Origin of the sequence: Robertmurraya mesotrionivorans, from assembly GCF_050971805.1 — a bacterium.
Taxonomy (GTDB): Bacteria; Bacillota; Bacilli; order Bacillales; family Cytobacillaceae; genus Robertmurraya_A.
Genome location: NZ_JBPCCH010000002.1, coordinates 254,338 through 277,194, shown reverse-complemented (window position 1 = coordinate 277,194; position 22,857 = coordinate 254,338). Strand labels below are relative to the sequence as shown.

Genomic DNA, 22,857 nt, shown 5'->3' with positions numbered 1-22,857 from the left:
GGGAGTTGAAACATGGGAAAAGCAACAGGATTTATGGAATATGCTCGCGAAAAAGCAGCAGAAAGAGATCCTTTACAAAGACTAAACGATTGGAAAGAACATAAACTTCCTATTTCAGATGAGAAATTAAGTACACAGGGGGCGCGGTGTATGGACTGCGCCACTCCCTTCTGTCATATCGGTATGGAGATTGGGGGAGCTACTTCTGGGTGTCCGATTCATAACTTGATTCCTGAGTGGAATGATCTTGTGTATAAAGGTCGTTGGAAAGAAGCACTAGATCGTCTGTTAAAAACAAATAATTTCCCTGAGTTTACAGGAAGAGTTTGTCCGGCTCCATGTGAAGGTTCTTGTACCGTGGCCCTTTACGACCCGGCAGTCACGATCAAAAATATTGAACAAGCGATTATCGATAAAGGCTTTGAAAACGGATGGATTACACCGCGAATTCCTGCTTCTCGCTCTGGAAAGAAAGTGGCGATCATCGGTTCGGGCCCTGCCGGTTTAGCAGCAGCGGACCAACTGAATCAAGCAGGCCACTCGGTTACTGTGTTTGAACGTGCTGATCGTCCGGGAGGTTTGCTCATGTATGGTATTCCAAACATGAAGCTTGAAAAAGAAGTGGTTGAACGCCGCATTCGTTTATTAACGCAAGAAGGAATCGACTTTGTTACGAATACAGAAGTGGGCAAGGACATCCAAGCGTCCGAACTTCAAGCACAATTTGATTCGGTCATCCTTTGTACAGGTGCCCAAAGACAACGTGATTTAGTGATTGAAGGCCGTGAAGCAAAAGGCATTCACTTTGCGATGGATTATTTAACTCTAGCAACGAAAAGTCTATTAGATTCAAATTTTGAAGATGGTAACTTCATCGATGTGGAAGGCAAAGATGTCATCGTAATCGGTGGCGGAGACACAGGGGCTGACTGTGTGGCAACCGCTCTTCGTCAAAAATGCCGCAGTGTTGTTCAGTTTGGGAAACATCCACAATTGCCAGCTGAACGCACGTCTGATAACTTATGGCCTGCATATCCAAATGTGTTTACGATGGATTATGCGTATAAGGAAGCAGAAGCAAAATTCGGGGAAGATCCTCGTCAATATTCGATTCAAACAAAGAAAATCGTTGCTGATGAGAATGGGAACTTAAAAGAGTTACACACGATCCAAATGGAAAAACTAAAAGATGAGAACGGACGTTTTTATTTTAAAGAAATTCCAGGCACAGAAAAAGTATGGCCAGCTCAGTTTGTGTTTATCGCAATTGGCTTTGAAGGTACAGAGATGCCTCTGTTAAACCAATTCGGAGTAGAATCAGTCAATCAAAAGATTAAAGCTGCGAAAGGTGATTATAAAACAAACGTAGAAGGCGTATTCGCTGCAGGTGATGCTAGAAGAGGACAAAGTCTGATCGTTTGGGCAATCAACGAAGGTAGAGAAGTGGCTAGCGAAGTTCACAAATACTTGATGGTTTAAAATCGTACAAATGTAGGCTGCTTTGGCAGCCTATTTTTTTCTATCATTCCTGTAATCCGTTAATCCACTAAACTACTTATTCCTTGCGTAACGGAATACGCTTATGTTAAAACTAACAATAGGCAATTCATGAATTGCTAGAACATGATTAATAGAGGTACATCATATGAACAAAACAGATTTAATCTACTCGATAGCTAAGAAATGTGACTTACCGAAAAAACACTCAAGAAAAGTAGTAGACATTATTATAGATAGCATTTCAACCTCATTAGTAGGTGGGGAACAGGTACAATTAGTTGGCTTTGGAAGCTTTGAAACACGTGAACGAGCCGAGAGAAAAGGTAGAAACCCACAAACGGGGGAAGAAATTACGATTCCAGCTACTAAATATGCGGTGTTTAATCCTTGCAAAGAGTTGAAAGACGCAGTGAATCAGGGAGAAACTTTGGATTTACTTGATATTAAATAGAAGACATAATTATATACTTTCTCTTAATCGCTTCGTTTGAGGCGATTATTTTTTTGTTCCGGTGATTTAGTACTGATGAAAAAGGACTAGTTTATAAATAATAAACTACAGAACAATAAATAATTCCAGATACAACTAAAAAAATACAGAACAATAATCAGCGGAATATTCTGATTTTCTTTAAGATAAATGTAAGCGCTTTAATTAAACTTTTAAAAGAAGAAGGGCGAGTGGGAGTAAACATGTTAAAAAAGCTAAAGAAAAACAAAAGAAAAAAGTTATTGGCATTGGCCATGGCATCAACGATTGCGTTATCGGGAATCACCACTATACCTATAAGTGCAGCTGAGAATAATACCACAACGGTACAATCTTCCGTCATCGCAGCAACGCCAAAGCTAGTTGATGAAAAGTCAATTGATGCGGTTATTGCAGCGATGACACTTCAGGAAAAGGCATTTATGGTTGTAGGGGGAAATAAAGGGGGATTGGTAGCCGAAAACGGAGAAGTCATTGGCGGTCAGTCTACTAAGGTACCGGGGGCAGCTGGTCAGACACAAGCGATTGAACGTTTAGGCATTCCGGCTATCGTCATGGCAGATGGACCAATGGGAGTCCGCATCTCTCCGACAAGACCAGATGACAGCAAAACCTATTATGCCACTAAATTCCCTTCTCCAACAGTCCTAGGTGCCTCTTGGGATAAGGAGTTAGCGAAGGAAGTCGGAGAGGCGACGAGCCAGGAATTGAAAGCTTTCGGAATCGACCTTTTACTTGCCCCTGGTATGAATATTCAAAGTTACCTTCTCAACGGAAGAAACTTTGAATACTTTTCCGAAGATCCTGTTGTTACGGGAGAAATGGCCAGTTCGTTTGTGAATGGGGTGGAAGATAACGGAGTGGGAACAACGATTAAACATTTTGCCGCCTTTAATCAGCGGACCAATAACAATGGAAATATGGTCGTCAGCCAGCGTGCACTCAGGGAAATTTATCTAAAAGGTTTCGAGATTACTGTAAAAGAATCTGATCCATGGTCGATCATGGATTCCTATAATATGATTAATGGAACGTACGCGACTGAAAATAAAGAACTTTTAACCGAGGTGTTAAGAAAGGATTTTGGCTTTACAGGGTTCGCCATGACAGACTGGGAGTTCGGCCTAAGAGATATTGCTAAACAAATGGAAGCGGGGACAAATCTTTTGATGCCTGGAAGTGCCGCACAGTCACAAAGAATCATGGATGCAGTGAATAGTGGGATCCTTGATGAAGCCATCCTTGACCGAAATATTAAGGAAATTCTAAAAATAGTTGTTAATACTCGTACATTCAAAGGAGAAACGGCTACGAATAACCCGGATCTCACGGAAAATGCTAAGATTTCAAGGAAAGCAGCTGCAGATGGAATGGTTCTTCTTGAAAATAATAAAGCCGCCTTGCCAATTAGCAACAAGCAAAGTGTTTCCTTATTTGGGGTACCTGTTAGTGAAATCAATACGGGTGGCAGGGGAAGCGCCCTGGTCTATGCACCTTACCATGTGGGGATCGCAGAAGGACTCCGTAATGCAGGCTTTACACTTAATGAAGAGTTGATTCAAAAGAATGACCAATATGTTACGGAGATGAGGGCCTTAGACGAATACAAAGGTACGCCTGGAACATTCGGCTCGGTCGGACCGAAGCTACCTGAAATGGATATCAGTGAAGACGTTATTGAAGCAGCCAAGAATACAGATGTAGGAATTGTGGTCATCGGAACCGCTCCTGGCTCCTATGCGAACGACCGGGCAAAAGAAGACTTTTATCTCTCTGATTCTCAGAAGGAAATGGTCGAGCAGGTGTCAAAGGCGTACCGAGCCCAGGGCAAAAAAGTCATTGCTGTGTTGACGGTTGAAGGTCCTATTGAGACGGAAAGCTGGAAAGATCAAGTAGATGGAATCCTCCTTTCTTGGCAGCCAGGACAAGAACTTGGAAATGCGGTGGCAGATATCTTGACCGGGGAAGTCAATCCTTCCGGAAAATTGGCTCAGACCTTCCCGAAAGACTATGAAGATCTTCCATATGCAGACCGATTCCCTGGATCAGCGGACGGTTTCCCTTATGAAGAGGACATCTATGTTGGGTACAGATACAATACAACTTTTGACGTCGAACCAGCCTATGAATTCGGCTATGGACTGTCGTATACAAAGTTCAATTACAGTGACATAAATGTGACAGAAGGAAAGAAATTTGATGGAGAAATCAAAGTCACAGCCACGGTGAAAAACACTGGAAAGACGTCCGGAAGAGAAGCGGTTCAACTCTATGTGAACGCTCCGGATGGAAAGCTTGAAAAACCTGAGCTAGAATTAAAGGATTTTGCCAAGACGAAAGAATTACAACCTGGAAAAAAAGAAGAACTTACCTTTGTTCTCAATGCAAAAGACTTAGCCTCTTTTGATGAAGAGTCCTCGTCCTGGATTCTTGAAAAAGGCACCTATAAAATTAATATAGGAGCGTCGTCAGAAGATATTAAAGGAACGGCGGTATTTAAGGTGGATGAAACAATGGTCGTTGAGAAAGTAAGTGATGTTCTGGCTCCACAGGTTGAATTCGAGAGATTGTCAAAAAAATAGTATTTATAAAGGGACCCAAAAGAAATTACTCATTTTCGTAGACCTCTAGGGGTCTCTTTTTTTTGAGGTGGAATTAACGGTCACATCTTGCACTACTAAGCCAATGGTATAAAACTTATCAGTGAAGTATAATGTAATTAAATGATAGGGAGGTGAGAAAGATGGAGCAAATCCTACAACAAATACTTGATAAACTCCAAGTCGTTGAAAACAGCCAACTAGACATGCGAAAAGATATACATGATATTAAGATAGATCAAGCAGAAATGAAATCAGATCTAGCAGAAATGAAAGCAGATCAAGCAGAAATGAAAGTAGAGCAGGCAGAAATGAAAGCAGAGCAGGCAGCTATGAAAGTAGAGCAGGGTGAGATGAGAAAGGAACTTGGTGGATTAAAAGGTGAGCAGGCAGAGATGAGAAAAGAGGTAGCTTTTTATTATGGAAGTCTCATGAAAAAGCTTGAAGAAGTAAAAACAGAATTAAGCAGTGAAATAAAACATATATCATCGGTTCAAAAGCAACATCAACATGTACTTGAGATTATAAACGAGAAGCAATAACCCCTCATTACCTAGACCCACTATTATAAAAACCTCAAAGCGATTAAATCCATACTTCATAAAGAACCCTCTGAAACTCCATTCAAAGGGTTCTATTTTATAAAATTCTTAAGATTATTTTCCTGTTAATTCCCGTATCTCCTGTAAAACAGGCATTTCCTCTAATTCCTCTTCCGTAACAAGCTCCCATTGAATCCCACTTGGCTTTTTATAAGGGGAATGGGTCTCGATTAATCCGGTTTCAGTGGCAATCCAATCGACGGTTAAGTCATATGGATCTCTTGGGATTTCATGATCTGTCAATTGACCACTATGGATCGTTCCGATAATTGGTACATCTGGATTTCCGAGCTCTCTGATAATGGCATATTCCCGGTCAGAGTATCCTTCACCTTTTCCCACTCTTCTTCCATCTCTATGCAGGGCAACAGAGCCAGTAAAAAACAAATCAATTCTGGGCATTTCAGAAAGCGAGATTTCTTTGCCGTAGGATTTAATATGAGAGAGACTGGCTGCTTTTCGCTCTTCACCTGTTGGTACCCATTCAGGCTTCACCATAATAAATCCAGCTTTTAATCTAGGGGTAGGGACAAGTAAGGTTTTGCCGTCCTTTAATATTTGTGCGCGAATCGGCAGTTGGGGAGAGTCCGGGTTCACTTTAATGACTTTTGCGTTTTGATACTCAGGCATCGTCGTGACAAAATGTGCCGCTTTTTCTGCCCCTTTGAAATTGGGAATTCGGTTTTGTAAGGGAAAAGGAAATCTCCCTAATTTATGTTCGGTTAAATAGCTCCACTTTTCTTCGCGAATGTCTTGTTTGGTTTTCATTTCGTACACCTACAATATTTTTAATATAAGTTTACCAAATCTTACAAAGTATTATAAACTCAAGTAAAGAAACTATCGAATGATTTGTGTTTGTTAACAAGTGAGGAGTGTTTAGATGGAAAAAATGAACGAGTACTTTGACACCGCCCTTGAAGCTTGGTCCATGATGCAGAAGACGGAAGGCGATGAAGGAGCGGAATGGGCTGAGCGATTTGAACGTTACTTTTACGCATTTTTTGATGAATTAAAGGTTTGGTGGAACCGTCTGGAAGAGAAGCCAGAAACGATAGAAGAAGTAGAAGAGTTACCAGTGATTAAAAGCTTTGCTGAAAGAATCCCTGGTCCTGTTTATATCACCTTTTTAACGGAATTAGAAGATATATTAGATGGCTTTGAAACGACTAGGTTTGATTGAAGTAAAGAAGCATAAGGACAGTCACTTGCTGCAACTAAAATTATAAATTCTAATGCATTGGTCCTAACGGATTGATGCATTTTTATTTATTTTATGAAACAGGAACAAATCAATCAAAATTTCAAAGCAGGAATGAAAGCGGTTATATAGAATTCATTATATTAACGCTTTAGTTAGTATGGGTATAGTGCATTTACAAATTTATGATATGAAAAGGTTTTGTAGAGGGGGGGCTTATCATTGCAAATATACGAAAAGCTTGCGCAAGACCTCGTTGAGGAAGTAAGTAAGCTTATAAACGAGCATGTGATTGTTACGGACACAAATGGAATGATTGTTGCAAGTACAGACCCCAGCCGGATTAGAAGCTTTCATGAAGGAGCCATGCTAGCAATTATAGAAAAAAAGACTTTATTTATGGACGAGGAAAAAGTAAATACGCTTAAGGGAGTCCGTTATGGAATCGTTTTGCCATTATTTATTCATGGTAAATCGATAGGTTGTATAGGAATTACGGGAAAACCAGAAGTAGTTGCTCCCTACGCTCAATTGCTAAAAAAACTGACGGAGTTATTTATTCAGGATAATGCATTCCGAGAGGAACTGGAAAGAAGAGATAGGGAGTTGGAGTTATTTGTATTTGATTGGCTTCATGCGAAGCATACGGATCAGCAACTAATGGATCGTGCGAATTTCTTCCATATTGATATTTCAGCCTTTCATCAAGTCATCATATTCAAAACGGTAAATGAACCTTTTCATGTCTCATACACACAAATTAATGTAATTAAGCAGCAGTGGAGTGGTAGTGAGCAGAACTTGTTTGTACGATGGGGGAGAGAGAAGCTATTAGCATTCCTACCTTCAAGAAATAAACCCATTACACATGAAGAAATAGAAAGACTTCGAAAAGTCTTATTGGATTATACAAATGGTGAGGTGGTTGTTGGGGTTGGACAATATGGACCTCCAGATAAAATTCAAACTTCTTATCGGCAAGCTGAAAGGGCTAGTTCAGTTGCGTCAAAAAAGAGAGGGGTCATTTTTGAAGAAGATCTGAAATTTGATATTCTTCAATTTGCCCTTTCGGAAGAAACAAAACAAGAGTTTATTCAACGTACAATCCATGCGATTAAGGATGACGAAGTGTTAATACAAACTCTTGATGCCTGGTTTACTTGTAACCTAAGTAATAAAGAAACAGCAAATGAATTACATATTCACATCAATACCTTAAATTATCGATTAAATAAAATCTCAGATTTAACCAATTTTAACTTAAAAAATACAGACCATCTCGTCATGTTATATTTAGCTTATCGGTTTTTGTTAGAATATACAAAAAATTCACATAATTGAGATGTTTTTTTGTGTTTTTACACATAGATTCTCGTTATTCATCTATCTTATACTATTTGTAAGCACTTACATTTAGATAGGAATGAGGTGAAGGCTATTAAACTTTCTTCAAAGATCCTCTCTCTATTTAAGAGAATTGTAGGAGAAGACAATGTTCAGATTTCATTAGCACAGCGATTAGCGTATTCCTATGATGCAACAGCTATGTATCAATCAATGCCTGAAGCTGTGGTATCACCGAGAAATACTAAAGAGGTAGTTGAAATTGTTCGACTATGTAACTCGCAAAAAATTCCAATTGTCCCGAGAGGTTCCGGAACCAATCTTGCTGCAGGAACTGTCCCGACATCTGGGGGAATTGTTCTTTTATTTAAAAACATGAACCGAATAATAGAATTAGACGAAGAAAATTTGACTTTAACGGTTCAGCCAGGAGTTATTACGAAAGATTTAATAGAGTATGTTGAGAAGTTCGGATTATTTTATCCACCAGACCCAAGCTCTATGAAAATATCTACCATCGGTGGGAACATCAATGAAAACTCAGGTGGCCTTCGAGGGTTGAAATACGGAGTAACCCGAGACTATGTTTCTGGCCTAGAGGTCGTCCTTCCTAATGGTGATGTCGTGAGAACAGGAGGCAAACTGGCTAAGGATGTTGCCGGCTACGACTTGACCAGCCTTTTTGTAGGATCGGAAGGAACCCTTGGTATCATTACCGAAGCTACCCTTTCGTTGGTTCCTCTTCCGGAGTATAAGGAAACAATGATTGCTTACTATGACTCCCTAGAACACGCAGCTGAAACCGTTTCCCAAATTATTGCCTCTAAGATTATTCCTACAACATTAGAATTCATGGATCAAGCAACCATTGAAGTTGTTGAGGACTTTGCTAAGATCGGTCTTCCAACAGACGTTGAGGCGATCCTACTTATAGAACAAGATGGTCCCCATTCCATTGTCCAGCAAGAAATGCAGCAAATGGAGGACATTTGTCAACAAAATAGGGCAAGAAGTGTCATCCTGGCAAGCAGTCAAGAAGAAGCCGAGGAGCTAAGAACTGCCAGACGGGCTGCACTTTCTGCACTAGCAAGAAAGTCACCAACTACCATATTAGAGGATGCCACTGTTCCCCGATCAAAAATCGCAGAAATGGTAAGGGAAATAGGGAAAATCGCATCCAAATATAATGTGAAAATATGTACCTTTGGCCATGCTGGAGATGGGAACTTACATCCTACTTGTTTAACAGATGCAAGAAATCATGATGAAATGGAACGGGTTGAAAAAGCTTTTGCTGAAATTTTCCAGGTATCAATAGAGCTTGGGGGAACCATTACCGGTGAACATGGTGTAGGAGAAATGAAAGCACCTTATCTTGAATGGAAGCTTGGGAGGGAAGGTATTGAGGTGATGAAAAAAATAAAAGACAGCATTGATCCATACCACCTTTTCAATCCTGGCAAGATATTTGCAAGAAGTACAAAGAAACGTGTGGTGGTAGAGAGTGACACAAACAGTCACACAGCAAAAGATCAAGCAAGGGTTTAAAGAAGCCATACAAGAGGAGAGCTTACTAGACTGTATGCGCTGCGGGTTTTGTTTACCGGCTTGTCCTACATATGTGCATACAAATTATGATGAAACACATTCACCCAGAGGCAGAATAGCTCTTATGAAGGCAGTACGGGATGGTCTTATTCCATGGGATGATGATGTTGAACATTCCTTGAATGTATGCCTTGGCTGCAGAGCCTGCGAGCCTGCCTGTCCTGCAGGGGTTCAATATGGTCACATGTTAGAAAGTGCAAGAGAAGTTGTAAAAGAGGTTAAGAAAAAGGGTGTTATTGAAAAGACCATACGAAATGTAGCATTTAACCATTTGTTTCAAGATCAGAAGAAGTTAAGCAGGGCTACGAATCTTTTACACTATTATCAGCGTACAGGCATACAAAAGATCACAAGAAAGGTAGGCTTCTTATCCTTATTTCCAGAGACGATGAGAGGGATGGAAAAGATACTCCCAAACGTTCCGAACCCGAAGGACCTAAAGGAAAGAGGAGCGTACTTTTCCTCCATAGGTGAGACAAAGGCAACGGTTGCATTTTTTACCGGTTGTTTAATGGATACGATGTTTTCTGAAACCAACCACTCTACAATCAAATTGTTGCAACATGCTGGTTGTGATGTATATATACCAAAGGATCAAGCCTGTTGTGGTGCGTTGCACGCTCATAGCGGTGAAAAAAAGAGTGCCATCACACTAGCCAAACGAAATATCGAGGCGTTTGAATCCTTGTCAGTTGATTTTGTTGTTAATAATGCGGGAGGGTGTGGGGCGTTTCTATACGATTATCCTTATTTATTTGAACAAGACTCTGAGTGGCAAAGCAGAGCAAAAGTTTTCCAGCAAAAGGTCACAGACATTTCGACTATTTTGTCAAAGATGGAGTTTACCAACTTTAAATTAAGAGCCAAAGTACCGGTAGTCATTACTTATCAGGACTCCTGTCATTTGCGAAATGTTACAAAAGTCATATCGGAACCCAGGACTTTACTAAAGTCAATTGAAAACGCATTCTTTGTTGAGCTTGATGGAGCTGATCAATGTTGTGGATCAGCAGGAATATACAATCTCCTTCAAAGTGAAATGTCCATGAAGATACTCGATGACAAAATGGTAAAAGTGAAGGACACAAAAGCAGGCGTGGTGATTACATCCAACCCAGGCTGTCTACTTCAAATGAAACTAGGAATTGAGCGAGCAGGTTTATCACATCAGATGGAGTCCATGCACATAGTAGATTTTCTGTCAGATTACGTCTCTTTTGAGATGTCTGAATAATTGAAAAATTAAAATATAAGGGGGATTTAAATTGAAAAAACGATCATTATTTCTCACGATGATCTTAGTTCTGACGTTGGTACTATCAGCCTGTGGTCAAACGGCAACAGGAGGAGATGCAGCTAAGGAGAAGGAGTATAATCTGAAAATGTCTGTAACAGTTGGGGAGTCTTCTACTTGGTTTGAAGCAGCGGAAAAGCTGGCTGCGGATCTAGAGGAGGAAACGGATGGGCGTATTAAAATGGAAGTTTACCCAAATGAACAGCTTTCTGGCGGAGACTCTGGTAAAGGAGTTGAATTACTAGTAAAAGGTTCAACAGATTTGAGTTTCCACTCTACGATCATTTATTCCATTCTTGATGAAAGATTAGGTGTTGTAAGTGCTCCGTTCTTATTTAAGGATTTAAATGAAGTAGATACTGCTTTTAATGGTGAGCCTGGTGAAGCAATTAAGGAAATCCTTCGTAAAAAAGGAATTGAAACGCTCGGATTCGGTCAAAACGGTTTTCGTCAGTTAACGAACAGTAAAGTTGAAGCGAAAACTTCTGATGAACTAAAGGGGTTAAAAGTACGTATTCCTGGAATCACCATGTACACAGACCTTTGGACTCAACTAGGTGCAAACCCAACTGCCATGACATTTTCTGAAGTATTTACCTCCCTTCAACAAGGTACCATTGATGGACAAGAAAACCCAATTGACGTTATCCACTCTGCTAAGTTAAATGAAGTTCAAGACTATATTACCATGTGGAACTACTCTTATGATCCACTTGTTCTTGGAATTAATAAAAAAACCTTGGAATCAATGAGTCAAGAAGATCAGGAGCTCATTAAAAAACTAGGGGCTGAAGCTGCAGCATATCAAGTCGAACTTGCACGTGAGAAAGAAGCAAAACAAATTGAAGAATTAGAAGCAGCTGGAATGCAGTTTTATTACCCTTCAGAAGATGATTTAAAGGACTTTAGTGATGCGGTTCAACCAATCTATGAAAAATATGAAAGTGTTTGGGGAGAAGATTTGCTTAACGCGTTTCTTTCTAAATAAAGAAAGGATGTGAATGTATGTCTAAGGTTTTAACCCGAATGGAAGAAAATATCTTAGTCCTTACTTTTTCAGTCATGTGTATCATTGCTTTTGCCAATGTTATATCAAGGTACTTTCTCAACTATTCACTGGCTTTTACAGAAGAGGTAACGATTAATTTGTTTGTTTTACTAACATTTTTAGGAACTTCAGTTGGGGTGCGCAATCATGCGCACCTCGGCTTTACCCTTTTATTTGACAAGGCAAATGATACGGGGAAAAAGTTTTTATGTGTATTCTCAAGCTTTATTACATGCGCTTTGTTCATTCTTTTAACTTATTATGGAGTCAAAATGGTACAGTTTCAATTAATGTTGAACCAAACAACTCCAGCAATGGGGTGGCCTCAATGGGTATTTACATTAGCATTTCCAATCGGGTGTTGTTTCTGCATCTTCCGTGTCATTGAGAGCTTTATAAAGGAATTTAAGAGCCTCTCAATGGAAGGGAGCGAACGAGTATGATCGCACTTATTTTGTTTGGTCTGTTTTTCATTTTAATCTTTATGCGAGTTCCGATTGCCGTGTCCTTAGCAGTTTCATCCATAACCGCATTGCTAGTGTCTAATGGGATGCTAGGCCTCGAATTTGTAGCAGATATTATGTTTACAAGTGTTGGGAAATTTACATTGCTTGCGATTCCGTTTTTTATTTTGGCAGGAGTGATTATGGAACATGCAGGAATCTCAAAGAGACTAATTCATTTAGCAGATGTATGTCTCGGACATAAGAAAAGCGGAATTGTATTTGTAACCGTTTTAACGGCTATTTTCTTTGCTGCTATCTCAGGGTCAGGACCTGCAACCGTAGCGGCAATTGGTGGAATTCTAGTCCCAGCGCTTGTTAAAAGTGGATATCAAAAGGAAACAGCTGGTGCATTAATCGCTACATCTGGATCAATGGGAATTGTTATTCCACCAAGTATTGCATTAATCGTTTTTGCTGTTGTTGCTGGTGATCAAATTCCTGTATCCATTGCAAGGCTATTTATCGCTGGTGTTATACCTGGGATATTAATGGGAATTGGCTTTATTCTCGCTGCTTTGTACATTCGAAGTAGGGATGATAAGAAGAAATTGCTTTCAAGCAATCAAGCAGAACTTGAAGTTTCAGCAACACGTGAAAAAGCTACTCCTCAGGAAGTATGGCACGCATTTGCGGATACGTTTTGGGGTCTTCTCATTCCAGTGATTATTTTAGGTGGAATTTATGGAGGAGTGTTTACACCTACTGAAGCAGCTGTGGTTTCGGTGGTTTATGGATTAATTGTAGGCTTTTTCATTTATAAAGAGCTTTCTCTTAAAAAGCTCTACCGAATCATGGTTGATGCATCCATTCAAACAGCAGTGGTTATGTTTATTGTTAGTGCAGCCTCCGTTTTTGCCTATATCATCACTACTGAGCAAGTTGCGAGACAGGCATCTGACCTTTTATTAGGGATGACGGACAATAAATATGTCATTCTACTAATCTTAAATATTTTGTTATTAATTGCAGGTGCGTTTATTGATGCGATTTCTGCTTTCTATATTTTCGTGCCAATCTTACTTCCTATTATGTTATTCCTCGGAGTAGATCCAACTGTATTCGGACTATTTATGACAGTTAATCTGGCTATTGGGTTATTTACCCCACCAGTCGGTATCAATTTGTATGTGGCTTGTGGGATTTCAAACACTTCCTTAAGTAAACTTTCAAAAGCGTCTATTCCGTTTTTAATTGCATCCATAATCGTGTTGTTAATTATTACGTATATTCCAGCCGTAACAACATTTTTACCGGACTTATTAGGTGTGAAATAAAAGGAGGAATACATGATGAACTTACAAAATCAAGTTGCTATTATAACAGGAGCCGCAGGTGGTATTGGAGCTGCTTCCGCCATCAAGTTGGCTAGTTATGGTGCCCATGTTGTTTTGGTTGATCTTTTGGATTGTAATGATACGGAAAGAAAAATACATGAACTAAACAAAGGTGTTGAAGTCCTTCAAAAGGCTGGGGATATCAGGGATGCAACGTTTGTAAAAGAGGTAGTGAAGGAAACGGCCGATAAGTTTAAAGAGATTCATATTCTTGTAAATAATGCAGGAACATGTGCCAGAGTTGATCTAGAGGAGATCACGGAAGAAGCTTGGGATCGGGACCTTAGCACAAATTTAAAAGCTACGTTTTTCTTTATGCAGGCAGTGATCTATCCGTATATGAAACAGCAACAATATGGCCGTATTGTTAACATAAGTTCCATCTCTGGAATGAATGGCGGGCATACATCATCGTTTTCACCGGAATCGAAAAAAGGCCGTTCTGGTCCTGCATATGCTGCGTCAAAAGGGGGAGTGATTGCTTTAACAAAATGGGTGGCAAAAGAAGTGGGTGATCTTGGAATCACCTGTAACTCAGTAGCTCCTGGTGCAACAGAAACAGGAATTACGGCGGGAGTTAACTACTCATTGGATAACCAGGTGATTAAAAGAATGGGGCAGCCTGAGGATATCGCAGAGGCCGTTCTATATTTTTCTTCACCAGGTTCTGGTTATACAACGGCTCAAGTACTAAAGGTGTGTGGTGGTGGCAGTATTGGATAAGAAGGATGACATCCTTTACAAATCCGTACAGTCAACCGTCGATCAAGAAAAAGGTATTCTTATGGGCAGGCTTACAAGTGAGGTTGATTTATTAGAAGGAATCCTTTCTGCGTGTAAGGAACATGGTATTACAGCAGGTAATGTAAGCTGCATTGGATCATTAAAAAAAGTTACCCTAGTGCAATTGTCTATTGATGACGGACATTTAAACTACACGAAGCCAATACGCTGGGATTATCCAGTTGAACTGTTATCGGGAACTGGATTTATTGGACGTGATTTCAATGGGGAAATGGATCTTCATTTCCATGGAACGTATGTGAATCATAAAGGGGAAATTTCCGGAGGACATTTTTTAAAGGGGAAAAATCCAACAGCTATTACCGTTGAATTTATTGTACATTTTTCAAATAAAATGGTTCTCCAGCGACAAAATGATCAGTTCTGGGGACTTCCAGTATTCCAATTTCGAGACGGAGGTGTGAATTAAGGTGGAAACAATCGGCAGTCAAGCTAGAAAGGCCATACGAAGTCATTCGAATAAGGTTGCTGTGAAGTTTAAAGATATCCAATTTACGTATGATGAACTTGGAAAGAGAGCTTTTTCAATAGCCAATGCACTGATGGCAGCGGGTTTAAAAAAAGGGGATCGAGTCGGTATACTGATGTCAAATCGACATGAGCATATTGAATTAGATTTAGCCGCAGCTTTTGGCGGCTTTATTAAGGTACCACTCAATTACCGTCTACATCCAAAAGAGCATGAGTATATGATTGAGCAATCAGGCCTTCAATTGTTAATAGGAGAACGTGAACTCATAGATCCGATTGTAACCGATGTTAATCGCATCTATATTGGTGAAGGCTATGAACAATGGCTCAGTGGTCACTCTGATACTGATCCGGCTATTGAGGTAAGTGAGGATGACTTATTTGCGATTATGTACACCTCAGGCACGACCGGAAAGCCAAAAGGTGTCATGCTAAGCCACCGAAATATGTTATCTAGTGCTTTGTCTTTAAGCATGGTTTGTGAAGTAACAGCTGAGGATGTGGTTGGGCATGTGGCACCGTTAACACACGGAAGCAATTTTCTATCACATGTGTCCTGGTTACACGGGTTAACTCAGGTGGTTTTTGATAAGTTTCAACCGGAAGATTTTCTTGATGATATCGAGAAAGAACAAGTTTCCGTCATCTTCATGGTACCGACCATGGTTAATCTCATGATTCAGCACCCTTCCTTTGAAGCTCACAAGCTAAGATCCATCAAGTCTATTAATATGGCAGGTTCACCGATTGCAGCGAGTAAATTACAGTTAGCTTTAGAAAAATTGGGTCCAAAGTTTATAGAGACGTATGGGCAGGTAGAAGCACCCATGACCATCACAATGATGCCTAGGCATGAACTAGGTAATCGATTTGAATCTTGTGGAAGAATAGGTACATTTGTAGATGTGAAAATTGTAGATGATGAAGGAAACGATGTTGAAACAGGTGCTGTTGGGGAAGTCATATGTAAAGGCTCCCTTGTCATGAAGGGATATTGGAATAATCCTGAAGCGACTAAAAATACGTTAAAGGATGGTTGGCTTTACACGGGTGATCTGGGATGGCTTGATGAAACAGGCTTCCTTCATCTAGTAGACCGCAAGAAGGATGTTATTATATCAGGTGGTGTTAATATCTATCCTCGTGAAGTGGAGGAAGTATTAAATTTGCATCCTGGAGTAAAAGAAACATGTGTAATTGGGTTACCTGATGAGAAGTGGGGAGAAGCGGTGACTGCTTATGTTGTTCCTAATGAGGGGCAACATGTCAATGAGGTGGATTTACTTACCCTATGTAAAAATAATTTGGCAAGTTTTAAAAAGCCGCAATCTATTTATCTAGTAAAGTCACTTCCGAAAAGCTCTTATGGAAAAATATTAAAACGTGAGTTGCGGGAACTGGAGCAAAAGGGGGTCAACCCATGAGTGTATATGTGAGCGGAGTGGGAATGACCGCCTTTGGAAATCATGAAAATGCTACATTAAAGGACCTCTTGCTAACTGCTTGTGTGGAAGCACTGAAGGAAGCGGGACATCCGAAAGTGGACGCGGTGTATATTGGGAATTTTATGGGTGGATCCATTTACAATCAAGAAATACTAGGGGCTATTGTTGCGAACGATTTAGCCTTGGGTGCTATTCCAACGGCCAAAGTCGAAGGGGCATGTGCTTCAGGGGGAATTGCCTTTCGTCAGGCTGTTTTAATGATTGAAAGTGGGGAATACGACACCGTATTAGTTGCTGGTGCTGAAAAAATGAAGCATACAACCACCGCTAATGTGACACGCGCCATAAATTCAGCGATGGATAACGATTCTAGTGAAAAATACGCAGGGTTAACGTTTCCTGGTTATTTCGGTTCAGTTGCTAATCGGTATTTTTATGAAACAGGTGCGACCAAAGAACATCTTGCGATGGTTGCACTTAAAAATAGAGAATATGCCGTAAAGAATCCGAAAGCACAATTTAAAAAAACGACAACCATAGATGAAATTATGAATGCGCGGTTGATTACCGCTCCGTTGGGACTGTTTGATTGTTCTCCTACAACAGATGGCGCAGCCGCGGTGATTCTAACGAAAACACCTACTGGAATTAAGGTGAGATCGTCTGCTCAATCCTCTGGACATACTCAAATGCAAGATGTTGATGATTTATTATCCCTCAGGACAGTTAAGTTATCAGCAGACAAGGCATATGAAAAGGCAGGACTTGGGCCTGAGGATATCGATGTGGTGGAATTACACGATTGTTTTAGTATGACAGAAATCATTTCAACGGAGGAATTAGGGTTTGCGAAGAAACTAGAAGGCTGGCTGGCTATACAAGAGGGAAGAACCAGACATGGGGGAAAGGTGGCAATTAATACAAGTGGAGGTCTGTTATCTAAAGGGCACCCAATCGGAGCAACTGGAATTTCTCAAATCTACCAAATCGTAAATCAGTTGAGAGGAACTAGTTGCAATCAAGTGGAAGGTGCTAGAATGGGACTTTCACAGAATCTAGGTGGCACAGGATCCTATTCAACCGTACATATCCTCGAAAGGGTGGTTGAATAATGGACTTTATCGCATATGCTTGTTCCAATTGTAATCATCTTTTTACTCAAAAAAAATATTTATGTCCAAATTGTAGAAATGATAACTTCTATGAAAAAGAAGTGGATGGCAGAGGTAGTATTTACACCTATACGACCATTCACATTAGTTCTCCTGATTACCAGCATTTAGCCCCCTTTAACATCGTGCTTGTCGAGCTTGAAAATGGATTGAAGTTAACGGGAAGAATGAAAGAGGAAGTAACCATAAATGATACCGTAGAATTAAAGGCGAAAGAAAACGGAGCCTATATTTTTCAAAAGGCTTTCACATAATACTGTTCTCTTTTATTCGTTAATAAACCGAAAGAGGGCAATTGAATGTTAAAAGTAACAGAGTTTCTGTCAAAAAGGTTACCACTACTAATTTTTATAACTGGAATTACCACCTATTTTTCACCTGTATACTTAAAAGTACCACCAATAATCCCAAGCGCCCTCTTGGGGATCGTCATACTATTTACAGGGTTATCGATGAATATAGAAGGGATGAAGACCATTAATAAAAAGAAAACGGAATTGGTCATTATTGCTATTTTAAAGTGGACAATAACCGTATTAATTTCCGTTGGATTAGCTTCTTTGTTCTTCTCAAATGACCCGGAAGTGGCAGCTGGTCTCATATTAGCTGGCGCTGTCCCTAGTGCAACTGCAGCTACCGTTTATACGTTTATAGCAGGAGGAAATACGAGTCTAGTGATTGCCTCATCTTTACTAGATGTGGTCATCAGCCCATTTGTAACCCCTTTGTCGATGCTCGGAATTTCGGATGGGACCATTTCTATATCATTTTTTAGTTTGCTTCAATCTTTCATTCTTATCGTGATTGTCCCACTTGGTACCGGCCTTTTCTTTCAACAAAAAGCGAAAAGGCTGGTTGAAAACTCTAAAATGATAACAAAACTCGGATCAGCCATAGCATTATTACTGATCGTTCATATTATTGTTGTAAGTGGCAAAGAATCCATTGCGAGTGAACTTGAACTTATTCCACTGGTGTTAGTGTCTACCTTCGTCCAAGTACTCCTGCCAATGGTGTTAACCTATTTCATTTGCAAAAAAATAATGGATGAAGAAGATACACGTGCTGCCATCTTTCAAGTTGGATTATGCAACACAGCCTTTGCAGCCATCCTGGCCTATCAGTTTATCGGAGAACTGGGGGTCATTGCACCAGTCATGAATATGATGTTTAATTTATCGATCGGTGCTCTTCTTGCCAATTATTATTCAAAAGAAGAAATAAAAAGTAGTGTAAAACCAATTCATAAGCTACCTGTATAAAAAAGCTTAACAGAGTAGAAAATTGCTTTGTGCAAATATAAGGAAACTATAGTAATATTTCAAGCAGGGGGACTAATCTCTGCTTCTTTTTGTGTTTTAATTAAGGAGTAATTAAGTTGAGAAGGTGTATATAGATGAATCCAGTAAATAAACATCAAACGGAAAATTGGAAAAAGAACATTATATTATTTTTAAGCAGTCAAACGATCTCGCTTTTTGGCTCAGCCTTGGTTCAATATGCGATGATGTGGCATATCACATTACATACAGAGTCTGGAATGATGATGACCCTTTTTATCATATGTGGTTTCATTCCTACTTTTATTTTATCGCCCTTTGCTGGAGTGTGGGCGGATCGTTATAACCGAAAAATCCTGATTATTTTAGCAGATGGCTTAATTGCTACAGCCACATTAATCTTAGCCATTGTTTTTTTAATGGGATATGATGCCGTTTGGTTACTCTTCCTTATGGCAGCAATCCGTGCCTTAGGAACAGGCATTCAAACTCCTGCAGTAGGAGCGATCTTGCCTCAAATCGTTCCAAAGGAAAACCTGACAAAGGTGAATGGAATAAACGGGAGTCTCCATGCAGTCATTATGTTTGTCGCTCCCATGGTGAGTGCCGCCTTATTAACTATGGCTACACTTGAAGTGATATTCTTTATCGATGTGATAACGGCAGTGATTGCCATCTTCACTTTACTTGGCTTCCTTAAAATCTCAGCTCATGAGAAAGCAAATGATCAACAACCAACAAGCTATCTCGAGGATTTTAAGCTAGGTGTCAGATATATTAAAAGTAACCTATTTTTAAAACAGTTTTTTATGTTATTTGGCGTATTCTTTATCTTGATGGCACCTGCCGCCTTTTTGACTCCTCTTCAAGTCACACGAAGTTTCGGCGACGATGTTTGGCGACTAACAGCCATTGAAATAGCTTTCTCTGTTGGGATGATGGCCGGAGGAGGACTCATTGCCTCTTGGGGAGGCTTTCCAAACAAAATTCATACTATGACCTTCGCAAGTCTTCTAATGGGAATCTGTACTCTTGCACTAGGAGTTGTTCCGATTTTCTGGGTGTATTTAATTTTCATGGCTATATTCGGAATTGCCATGCCGATATTTAATACCCCTACAACGGTATTACTACAAGAGAAAGTTGATGAAAGTTATTTAGGAAGAATCTTTGGAGTATTTGGGATGATTTCTACTTCGATGATGCCAATCGGGATGCTGATCTTCGGCCCTATGGCTGACGTGATCAAGGTGGAATGGCTATTGGTTGGTACGGGAATATTGATTTTCATCCTTTCCCTTTTCTTAGGAGTGAATAAAGTATTGCTCGAAACAGGTAAGCCAGTAGCAGAGGAACCAGCCAAATAAGAATAATAGACACAAAAAGGCTCAGAGTATTTTCATGCTCTGAGCCTTTACTTTTTGGGAGTCAGCTGACAACCTACAGAGAACTGACATGGGCTCCTTCAAATTATTAATAATCATCGATGTTGATCTAAAAGAATAGGGTTCCCATCTGGATCTTCAATCGTAAAGTATGCCGGTCCTTCACTTGACTCATTTACTCCAGATACAATATGGATTCCTTTTTCTTGAAGCATTTTTTGAAGTTCTCTTACGTCCGTAAAGGATTCCAGATTTTGTGCATTTTCATCCCATCCTGGATTAAAAGTAAGGATGTTTTTTTCAAACACTCCTTGGAAAAGCCCTATTATACAGCTATCATTCTTCATAATAAGCCAGTTTTGAGAAATATCTCCTCCTAATGCTTCAAATCCAAGTTTCGTATAGAATTCCTTTGATTTATATATATCTTTTACATTTAAACTAATAGAAAAAGCACCAAGTTTCATCCGACCGATCTCCTTTTAAATTAGTATTTGTTAGATTTATACATTTCCTATATTTAGTATAATTGAGTAGTTGTGAATATACAATTTTATACAAACTTACCTAAGAAGGACTTACGGTGGTTATGTTGAACTTATAGGGTGTATAAGGAGCCCTGCATTTGAGTAGAAAGGAGGAGATTCACTTGAGTATTCGTTTTGAAATAAAAAGAACAATTCAGGTAAGCCAATCAATCGCTTACAAAGGGTTACTTGATCTCGATTCTGCTAAGCACTGGATGCAAGGATTCGTAGGAATCGAGCGATTGGATGAAGGTCCCATCCGTGTGGGAAGTCAGTGGAAAGAAACAAGAAAGATGTTCGGAAAAGAGGCAACTGAACATTTTGAAGTTGTCGAACTTCATGAACCAGATAAAATTGTGCTTCGTTGTGATGGAACGAAAGGAACAACGGGTAAAGGAGAATTTGTGTTTACTTACATACTATCTTCCACTGATAATCATACAGAGGTGACTTTGAATGGGGAGATTAATGGACTTACAGGGTTATCGAAATTTTTCGGCAAGTTGATGGCTGGAACCTTTAAAAAAGCCTGTGAAAGAGATTTGGATAGGTTAAAAAACTATTTAGAGAAGTGAGTAGAATGGGTCGTATACCAGAATAAATTAGTCTATTTGTTACAATAATGAAGGAGTACCATATTTTTACTAGAATACATAATAGATTCGACTAAAATCAAATTTTTTTCAAATTAGGAGGTAATCATGGGAAGACCAATTCATTTCGAAATTCACGTGGATAACATGGATCGAGCAACTAAGTTTTATGGGGAAGTATTTGGATGGACCTTTCAAGACTGGAGTGAGTATGCAGGCATGCCTTATTTTGGAGCTGTGACCGGCACGGAAAATGAACTTGGAATTAACGGTGCCCTAATGCAACGTCAAGGTCCTCCTCCAGAACCAAGTCAAGCGATGAATGGCTTTGCTTGTACCATGGGAGTAGAAGATTACGATTCGATTGAAGCAAAAATTCTTCAAAATGGTGGCAAGGTGGCCTTACCAAAACACGCACTTCCTGGTATGGCATGGCAGGGATATTACCTAGATACGGAAGGAAACATTTTCGGGATTCATCAACCAGACGTGAATGCAAAATAAACGAAAAATTATCCTAATAAAGGCAGATTTAAACGGGTATACGGGGTGAATGGGATGTGTGAGAAGCTTGTATCTGGGTTATTTGCGTGAAAATGGTGTCTTTATGCGTATGTTTAAATTTATTTGCGTAAGATTTTAAATATTTGCGTAACTTTCATCATTATTTGCGTAAGGATACATACCTAGGTATGCCTTTCATTGTCTTCATATGAGTAACAAAATTCAATAAAGGACAGGATATATCTTCCTGTCCTTTATACCTCTGTTACATACTCATCCCTTTATCATCTAAAATCCTCACTGATCTTTCTTTCTTAATTCCATATAATAGAAGACATGTTCCCCCTACCACAAACAAAGGCTCTAACCAATTCGCCTCCGGACCACTGGTAATTCGGTGTAGCTGAAAGACCCAATGAAACACCACGATATCAAAACTTAAGAAAAGCCCGGTTGCTACGATAAATCCATGGAAAAAGGATTTCGAAAACAATCGGTAAAACAAGGTCATTAGTAAAAGAAGAATGAGGATCCCGAATCCAACCGCACCAATCCGCTCTGGTCCGGTATCGGCCTTCAATCCAAATGCTAACGCATCTATAATATGAAAAAGAAAATCCACTGTAAAAAAACCGACAACTGCTCCTAAAATTCTCATGTAAAAAACTCCATTTCTATCCAAAAAGTCTCATTCATTATACCTCTTTATCTATCCAACTGTTAAGGGGAGAGAAATTTAGTATCCAATCTTCCTTGTTAGAATATATTACTTCTACATCCTTGTTTGGAAGGCAGTGTGCCCAATATTATAGTTTATTCATAAATTTTACTTGTAATTTACAACTAAATATTTTATAGTTAATGATATCATAACTTGGTAAATGTTAGGGGAATAGAGTTTACTAGGTAAAGGTGGTAAAGTTGATGACGGTGAATCATTCTAGTGTTCTATCAGTTGAATATTTCGAATCATATTTTCATCTCGTAATTTCTTCAAGAAATTATGAAATTGATAAGGCGAAGGAATTTATTATTCAAAACTTTTTTAAAGGTAATGTAAAGCAATATGGAGAAGACACTTGTTTAAGCTTCTGTTTGGCCTACTCCAGATTAACGGACAGAATATAAGAAAATATGATATTTTGCAAG

Annotated in this window: 24 protein-coding genes; 21 read left to right on the top strand and 3 right to left on the bottom strand. The window is 39.5% G+C overall.

Annotated features, from left to right (window positions below; all coding sequences use genetic code 11):
- Positions 1-12: 12 nt before the first annotated feature.
- The 4 genes from gltD to ACRX5O_RS05510 all read left to right on the top strand — a co-directional run bounded on the left by gltD (position 13) and on the right by ACRX5O_RS05510 (position 5,132).
- The gene (gene gltD, locus ACRX5O_RS05525; protein ID WP_433905017.1) at positions 13-1,479 is read left to right on the top strand and encodes a glutamate synthase small subunit; all 1,467 of its coding nucleotides are present in this window, start codon (positions 13-15) and stop codon (positions 1,477-1,479) included.
- 166 nt (positions 1,480-1,645) lie between these two features.
- Positions 1,646-1,951: an HU family DNA-binding protein gene (locus tag ACRX5O_RS05520; protein ID WP_433905016.1), complete on the top strand. Its 306-nt coding sequence runs from the start codon at positions 1,646-1,648 to the stop codon at positions 1,949-1,951.
- Positions 1,952-2,193: 242 nt separating this feature from the next.
- Entirely contained in the window at positions 2,194-4,572 is a 2,379-nt protein-coding gene (locus tag ACRX5O_RS05515) for a beta-glucosidase (RefSeq protein WP_433905015.1), read from the top strand.
- 161 nt (positions 4,573-4,733) lie between these two features.
- The gene (locus tag ACRX5O_RS05510; RefSeq protein WP_433905014.1) at positions 4,734-5,132 is read left to right on the top strand and encodes a hypothetical protein; all 399 of its coding nucleotides are present in this window, start codon (positions 4,734-4,736) and stop codon (positions 5,130-5,132) included.
- 114 nt (positions 5,133-5,246) lie between these two features.
- Here ACRX5O_RS05510 and ACRX5O_RS05505 read toward each other — a convergent pair whose 3' ends face one another.
- Positions 5,247-5,960 (bottom strand): 5-formyltetrahydrofolate cyclo-ligase, encoded by a 714-nt coding sequence (locus tag ACRX5O_RS05505; RefSeq protein ID WP_433905013.1) that lies wholly within the window; start codon positions 5,958-5,960, stop codon positions 5,247-5,249.
- A 115-nt stretch (positions 5,961-6,075) separates the two neighbouring features.
- Here ACRX5O_RS05505 and ACRX5O_RS05500 point away from each other — a divergent pair, with 115 nt between their 5' ends.
- The 14 genes from ACRX5O_RS05500 (at position 6,076) to ACRX5O_RS05435 (ending at position 20,066) form a co-directional block, all read left to right on the top strand.
- Positions 6,076-6,375 (top strand): hypothetical protein, encoded by a 300-nt coding sequence (locus ACRX5O_RS05500; RefSeq protein WP_433905012.1) that lies wholly within the window; start codon positions 6,076-6,078, stop codon positions 6,373-6,375.
- Positions 6,376-6,615: 240 nt separating this feature from the next.
- Entirely contained in the window at positions 6,616-7,734 is a 1,119-nt protein-coding gene (locus tag ACRX5O_RS05495) for a CdaR family transcriptional regulator (RefSeq protein WP_433905011.1), read from the top strand.
- Positions 7,735-7,821: 87 nt separating this feature from the next.
- Complete coding sequence (gene glcD, locus ACRX5O_RS05490; protein ID WP_433905010.1) at positions 7,822-9,285, top strand: glycolate oxidase subunit GlcD; 1,464 nt, start codon at positions 7,822-7,824, stop codon at positions 9,283-9,285.
- Positions 9,242-10,579 carry a (Fe-S)-binding protein gene (locus ACRX5O_RS05485; protein ID WP_433905009.1) on the top strand — a complete coding sequence of 446 codons (1,338 nt, stop codon included), beginning with the start codon at positions 9,242-9,244 and terminating at the stop codon, positions 10,577-10,579. The genes glcD and ACRX5O_RS05485 overlap by 44 nt, the downstream gene beginning before the upstream one ends.
- 31 nt (positions 10,580-10,610) lie before the next feature.
- Complete coding sequence (locus ACRX5O_RS05480; RefSeq protein ID WP_433905008.1) at positions 10,611-11,627, top strand: DctP family TRAP transporter solute-binding subunit; 1,017 nt, start codon at positions 10,611-10,613, stop codon at positions 11,625-11,627.
- 17 nt (positions 11,628-11,644) lie between these two features.
- A complete protein-coding gene (locus ACRX5O_RS05475) occupies positions 11,645-12,130 on the top strand; it encodes a TRAP transporter small permease (RefSeq protein WP_433905007.1) in 486 nt (161 codons plus the stop codon).
- Complete coding sequence (locus ACRX5O_RS05470) at positions 12,127-13,467, top strand: TRAP transporter large permease (RefSeq protein WP_433905006.1); 1,341 nt, start codon at positions 12,127-12,129, stop codon at positions 13,465-13,467. The genes ACRX5O_RS05475 and ACRX5O_RS05470 overlap by 4 nt, the downstream gene beginning before the upstream one ends.
- Before the next feature lie 12 nt (positions 13,468-13,479).
- Complete coding sequence (locus ACRX5O_RS05465; RefSeq protein WP_433905005.1) at positions 13,480-14,250, top strand: SDR family NAD(P)-dependent oxidoreductase; 771 nt, start codon at positions 13,480-13,482, stop codon at positions 14,248-14,250.
- Positions 14,234-14,740 carry a PPC domain-containing DNA-binding protein gene (locus ACRX5O_RS05460; RefSeq protein ID WP_433905004.1) on the top strand — a complete coding sequence of 169 codons (507 nt, stop codon included), beginning with the start codon at positions 14,234-14,236 and terminating at the stop codon, positions 14,738-14,740. The genes ACRX5O_RS05465 and ACRX5O_RS05460 overlap by 17 nt, the downstream gene beginning before the upstream one ends.
- Position 14,741: 1 nt before the next feature.
- Entirely contained in the window at positions 14,742-16,226 is a 1,485-nt protein-coding gene (locus ACRX5O_RS05455; RefSeq protein ID WP_433905003.1) for a class I adenylate-forming enzyme family protein, read from the top strand.
- Positions 16,223-17,359, top strand: a complete 1,137-nt coding sequence (locus ACRX5O_RS05450; RefSeq protein WP_433905002.1) for a thiolase C-terminal domain-containing protein — start codon at positions 16,223-16,225, stop codon at positions 17,357-17,359. The genes ACRX5O_RS05455 and ACRX5O_RS05450 overlap by 4 nt, the downstream gene beginning before the upstream one ends.
- Entirely contained in the window at positions 17,359-17,673 is a 315-nt protein-coding gene (locus ACRX5O_RS05445; protein WP_433905001.1) for a Zn-ribbon domain-containing OB-fold protein, read from the top strand. The genes ACRX5O_RS05450 and ACRX5O_RS05445 overlap by 1 nt, the downstream gene beginning before the upstream one ends.
- A gap of 45 nt (positions 17,674-17,718) precedes the next feature.
- The gene (locus tag ACRX5O_RS05440) at positions 17,719-18,681 is read left to right on the top strand and encodes a bile acid:sodium symporter family protein (protein ID WP_433905000.1); all 963 of its coding nucleotides are present in this window, start codon (positions 17,719-17,721) and stop codon (positions 18,679-18,681) included.
- Between the two features lie 134 nt (positions 18,682-18,815).
- On the top strand, positions 18,816-20,066 hold the full coding sequence (locus ACRX5O_RS05435) for an MFS transporter (protein ID WP_433904999.1): 1,251 nt from the start codon (positions 18,816-18,818) through the stop codon (positions 20,064-20,066).
- Positions 20,067-20,179: 113 nt separating this feature from the next.
- On the opposite strand, the gene ACRX5O_RS05430 is transcribed toward ACRX5O_RS05435, so the two are convergent.
- Positions 20,180-20,551, bottom strand: a complete 372-nt coding sequence (locus ACRX5O_RS05430) for a VOC family protein (RefSeq protein ID WP_433904998.1) — start codon at positions 20,549-20,551, stop codon at positions 20,180-20,182.
- A 182-nt stretch (positions 20,552-20,733) separates the two neighbouring features.
- Between ACRX5O_RS05430 and ACRX5O_RS05425 the strand changes: the two genes are divergently transcribed.
- Together ACRX5O_RS05425 and ACRX5O_RS05420 are read left to right on the top strand one after the other, a co-directional pair.
- Positions 20,734-21,186: an SRPBCC family protein gene (locus ACRX5O_RS05425; RefSeq protein ID WP_433904997.1), complete on the top strand. Its 453-nt coding sequence runs from the start codon at positions 20,734-20,736 to the stop codon at positions 21,184-21,186.
- 126 nt (positions 21,187-21,312) lie between these two features.
- Positions 21,313-21,708 (top strand): VOC family protein, encoded by a 396-nt coding sequence (locus tag ACRX5O_RS05420; protein ID WP_433904996.1) that lies wholly within the window; start codon positions 21,313-21,315, stop codon positions 21,706-21,708.
- Positions 21,709-21,973: 265 nt separating this feature from the next.
- Here the strand turns inward: ACRX5O_RS05420 and ACRX5O_RS05415 are convergent, their stop codons facing one another.
- Positions 21,974-22,366 (bottom strand): DUF2243 domain-containing protein, encoded by a 393-nt coding sequence (locus ACRX5O_RS05415; RefSeq protein ID WP_433904995.1) that lies wholly within the window; start codon positions 22,364-22,366, stop codon positions 21,974-21,976.
- Between the two features lie 266 nt (positions 22,367-22,632).
- Here ACRX5O_RS05415 and ACRX5O_RS05410 point away from each other — a divergent pair, with 266 nt between their 5' ends.
- Entirely contained in the window at positions 22,633-22,836 is a 204-nt protein-coding gene (locus ACRX5O_RS05410; protein ID WP_433904994.1) for a hypothetical protein, read from the top strand.
- Positions 22,837-22,857 lie beyond the last annotated feature (21 nt).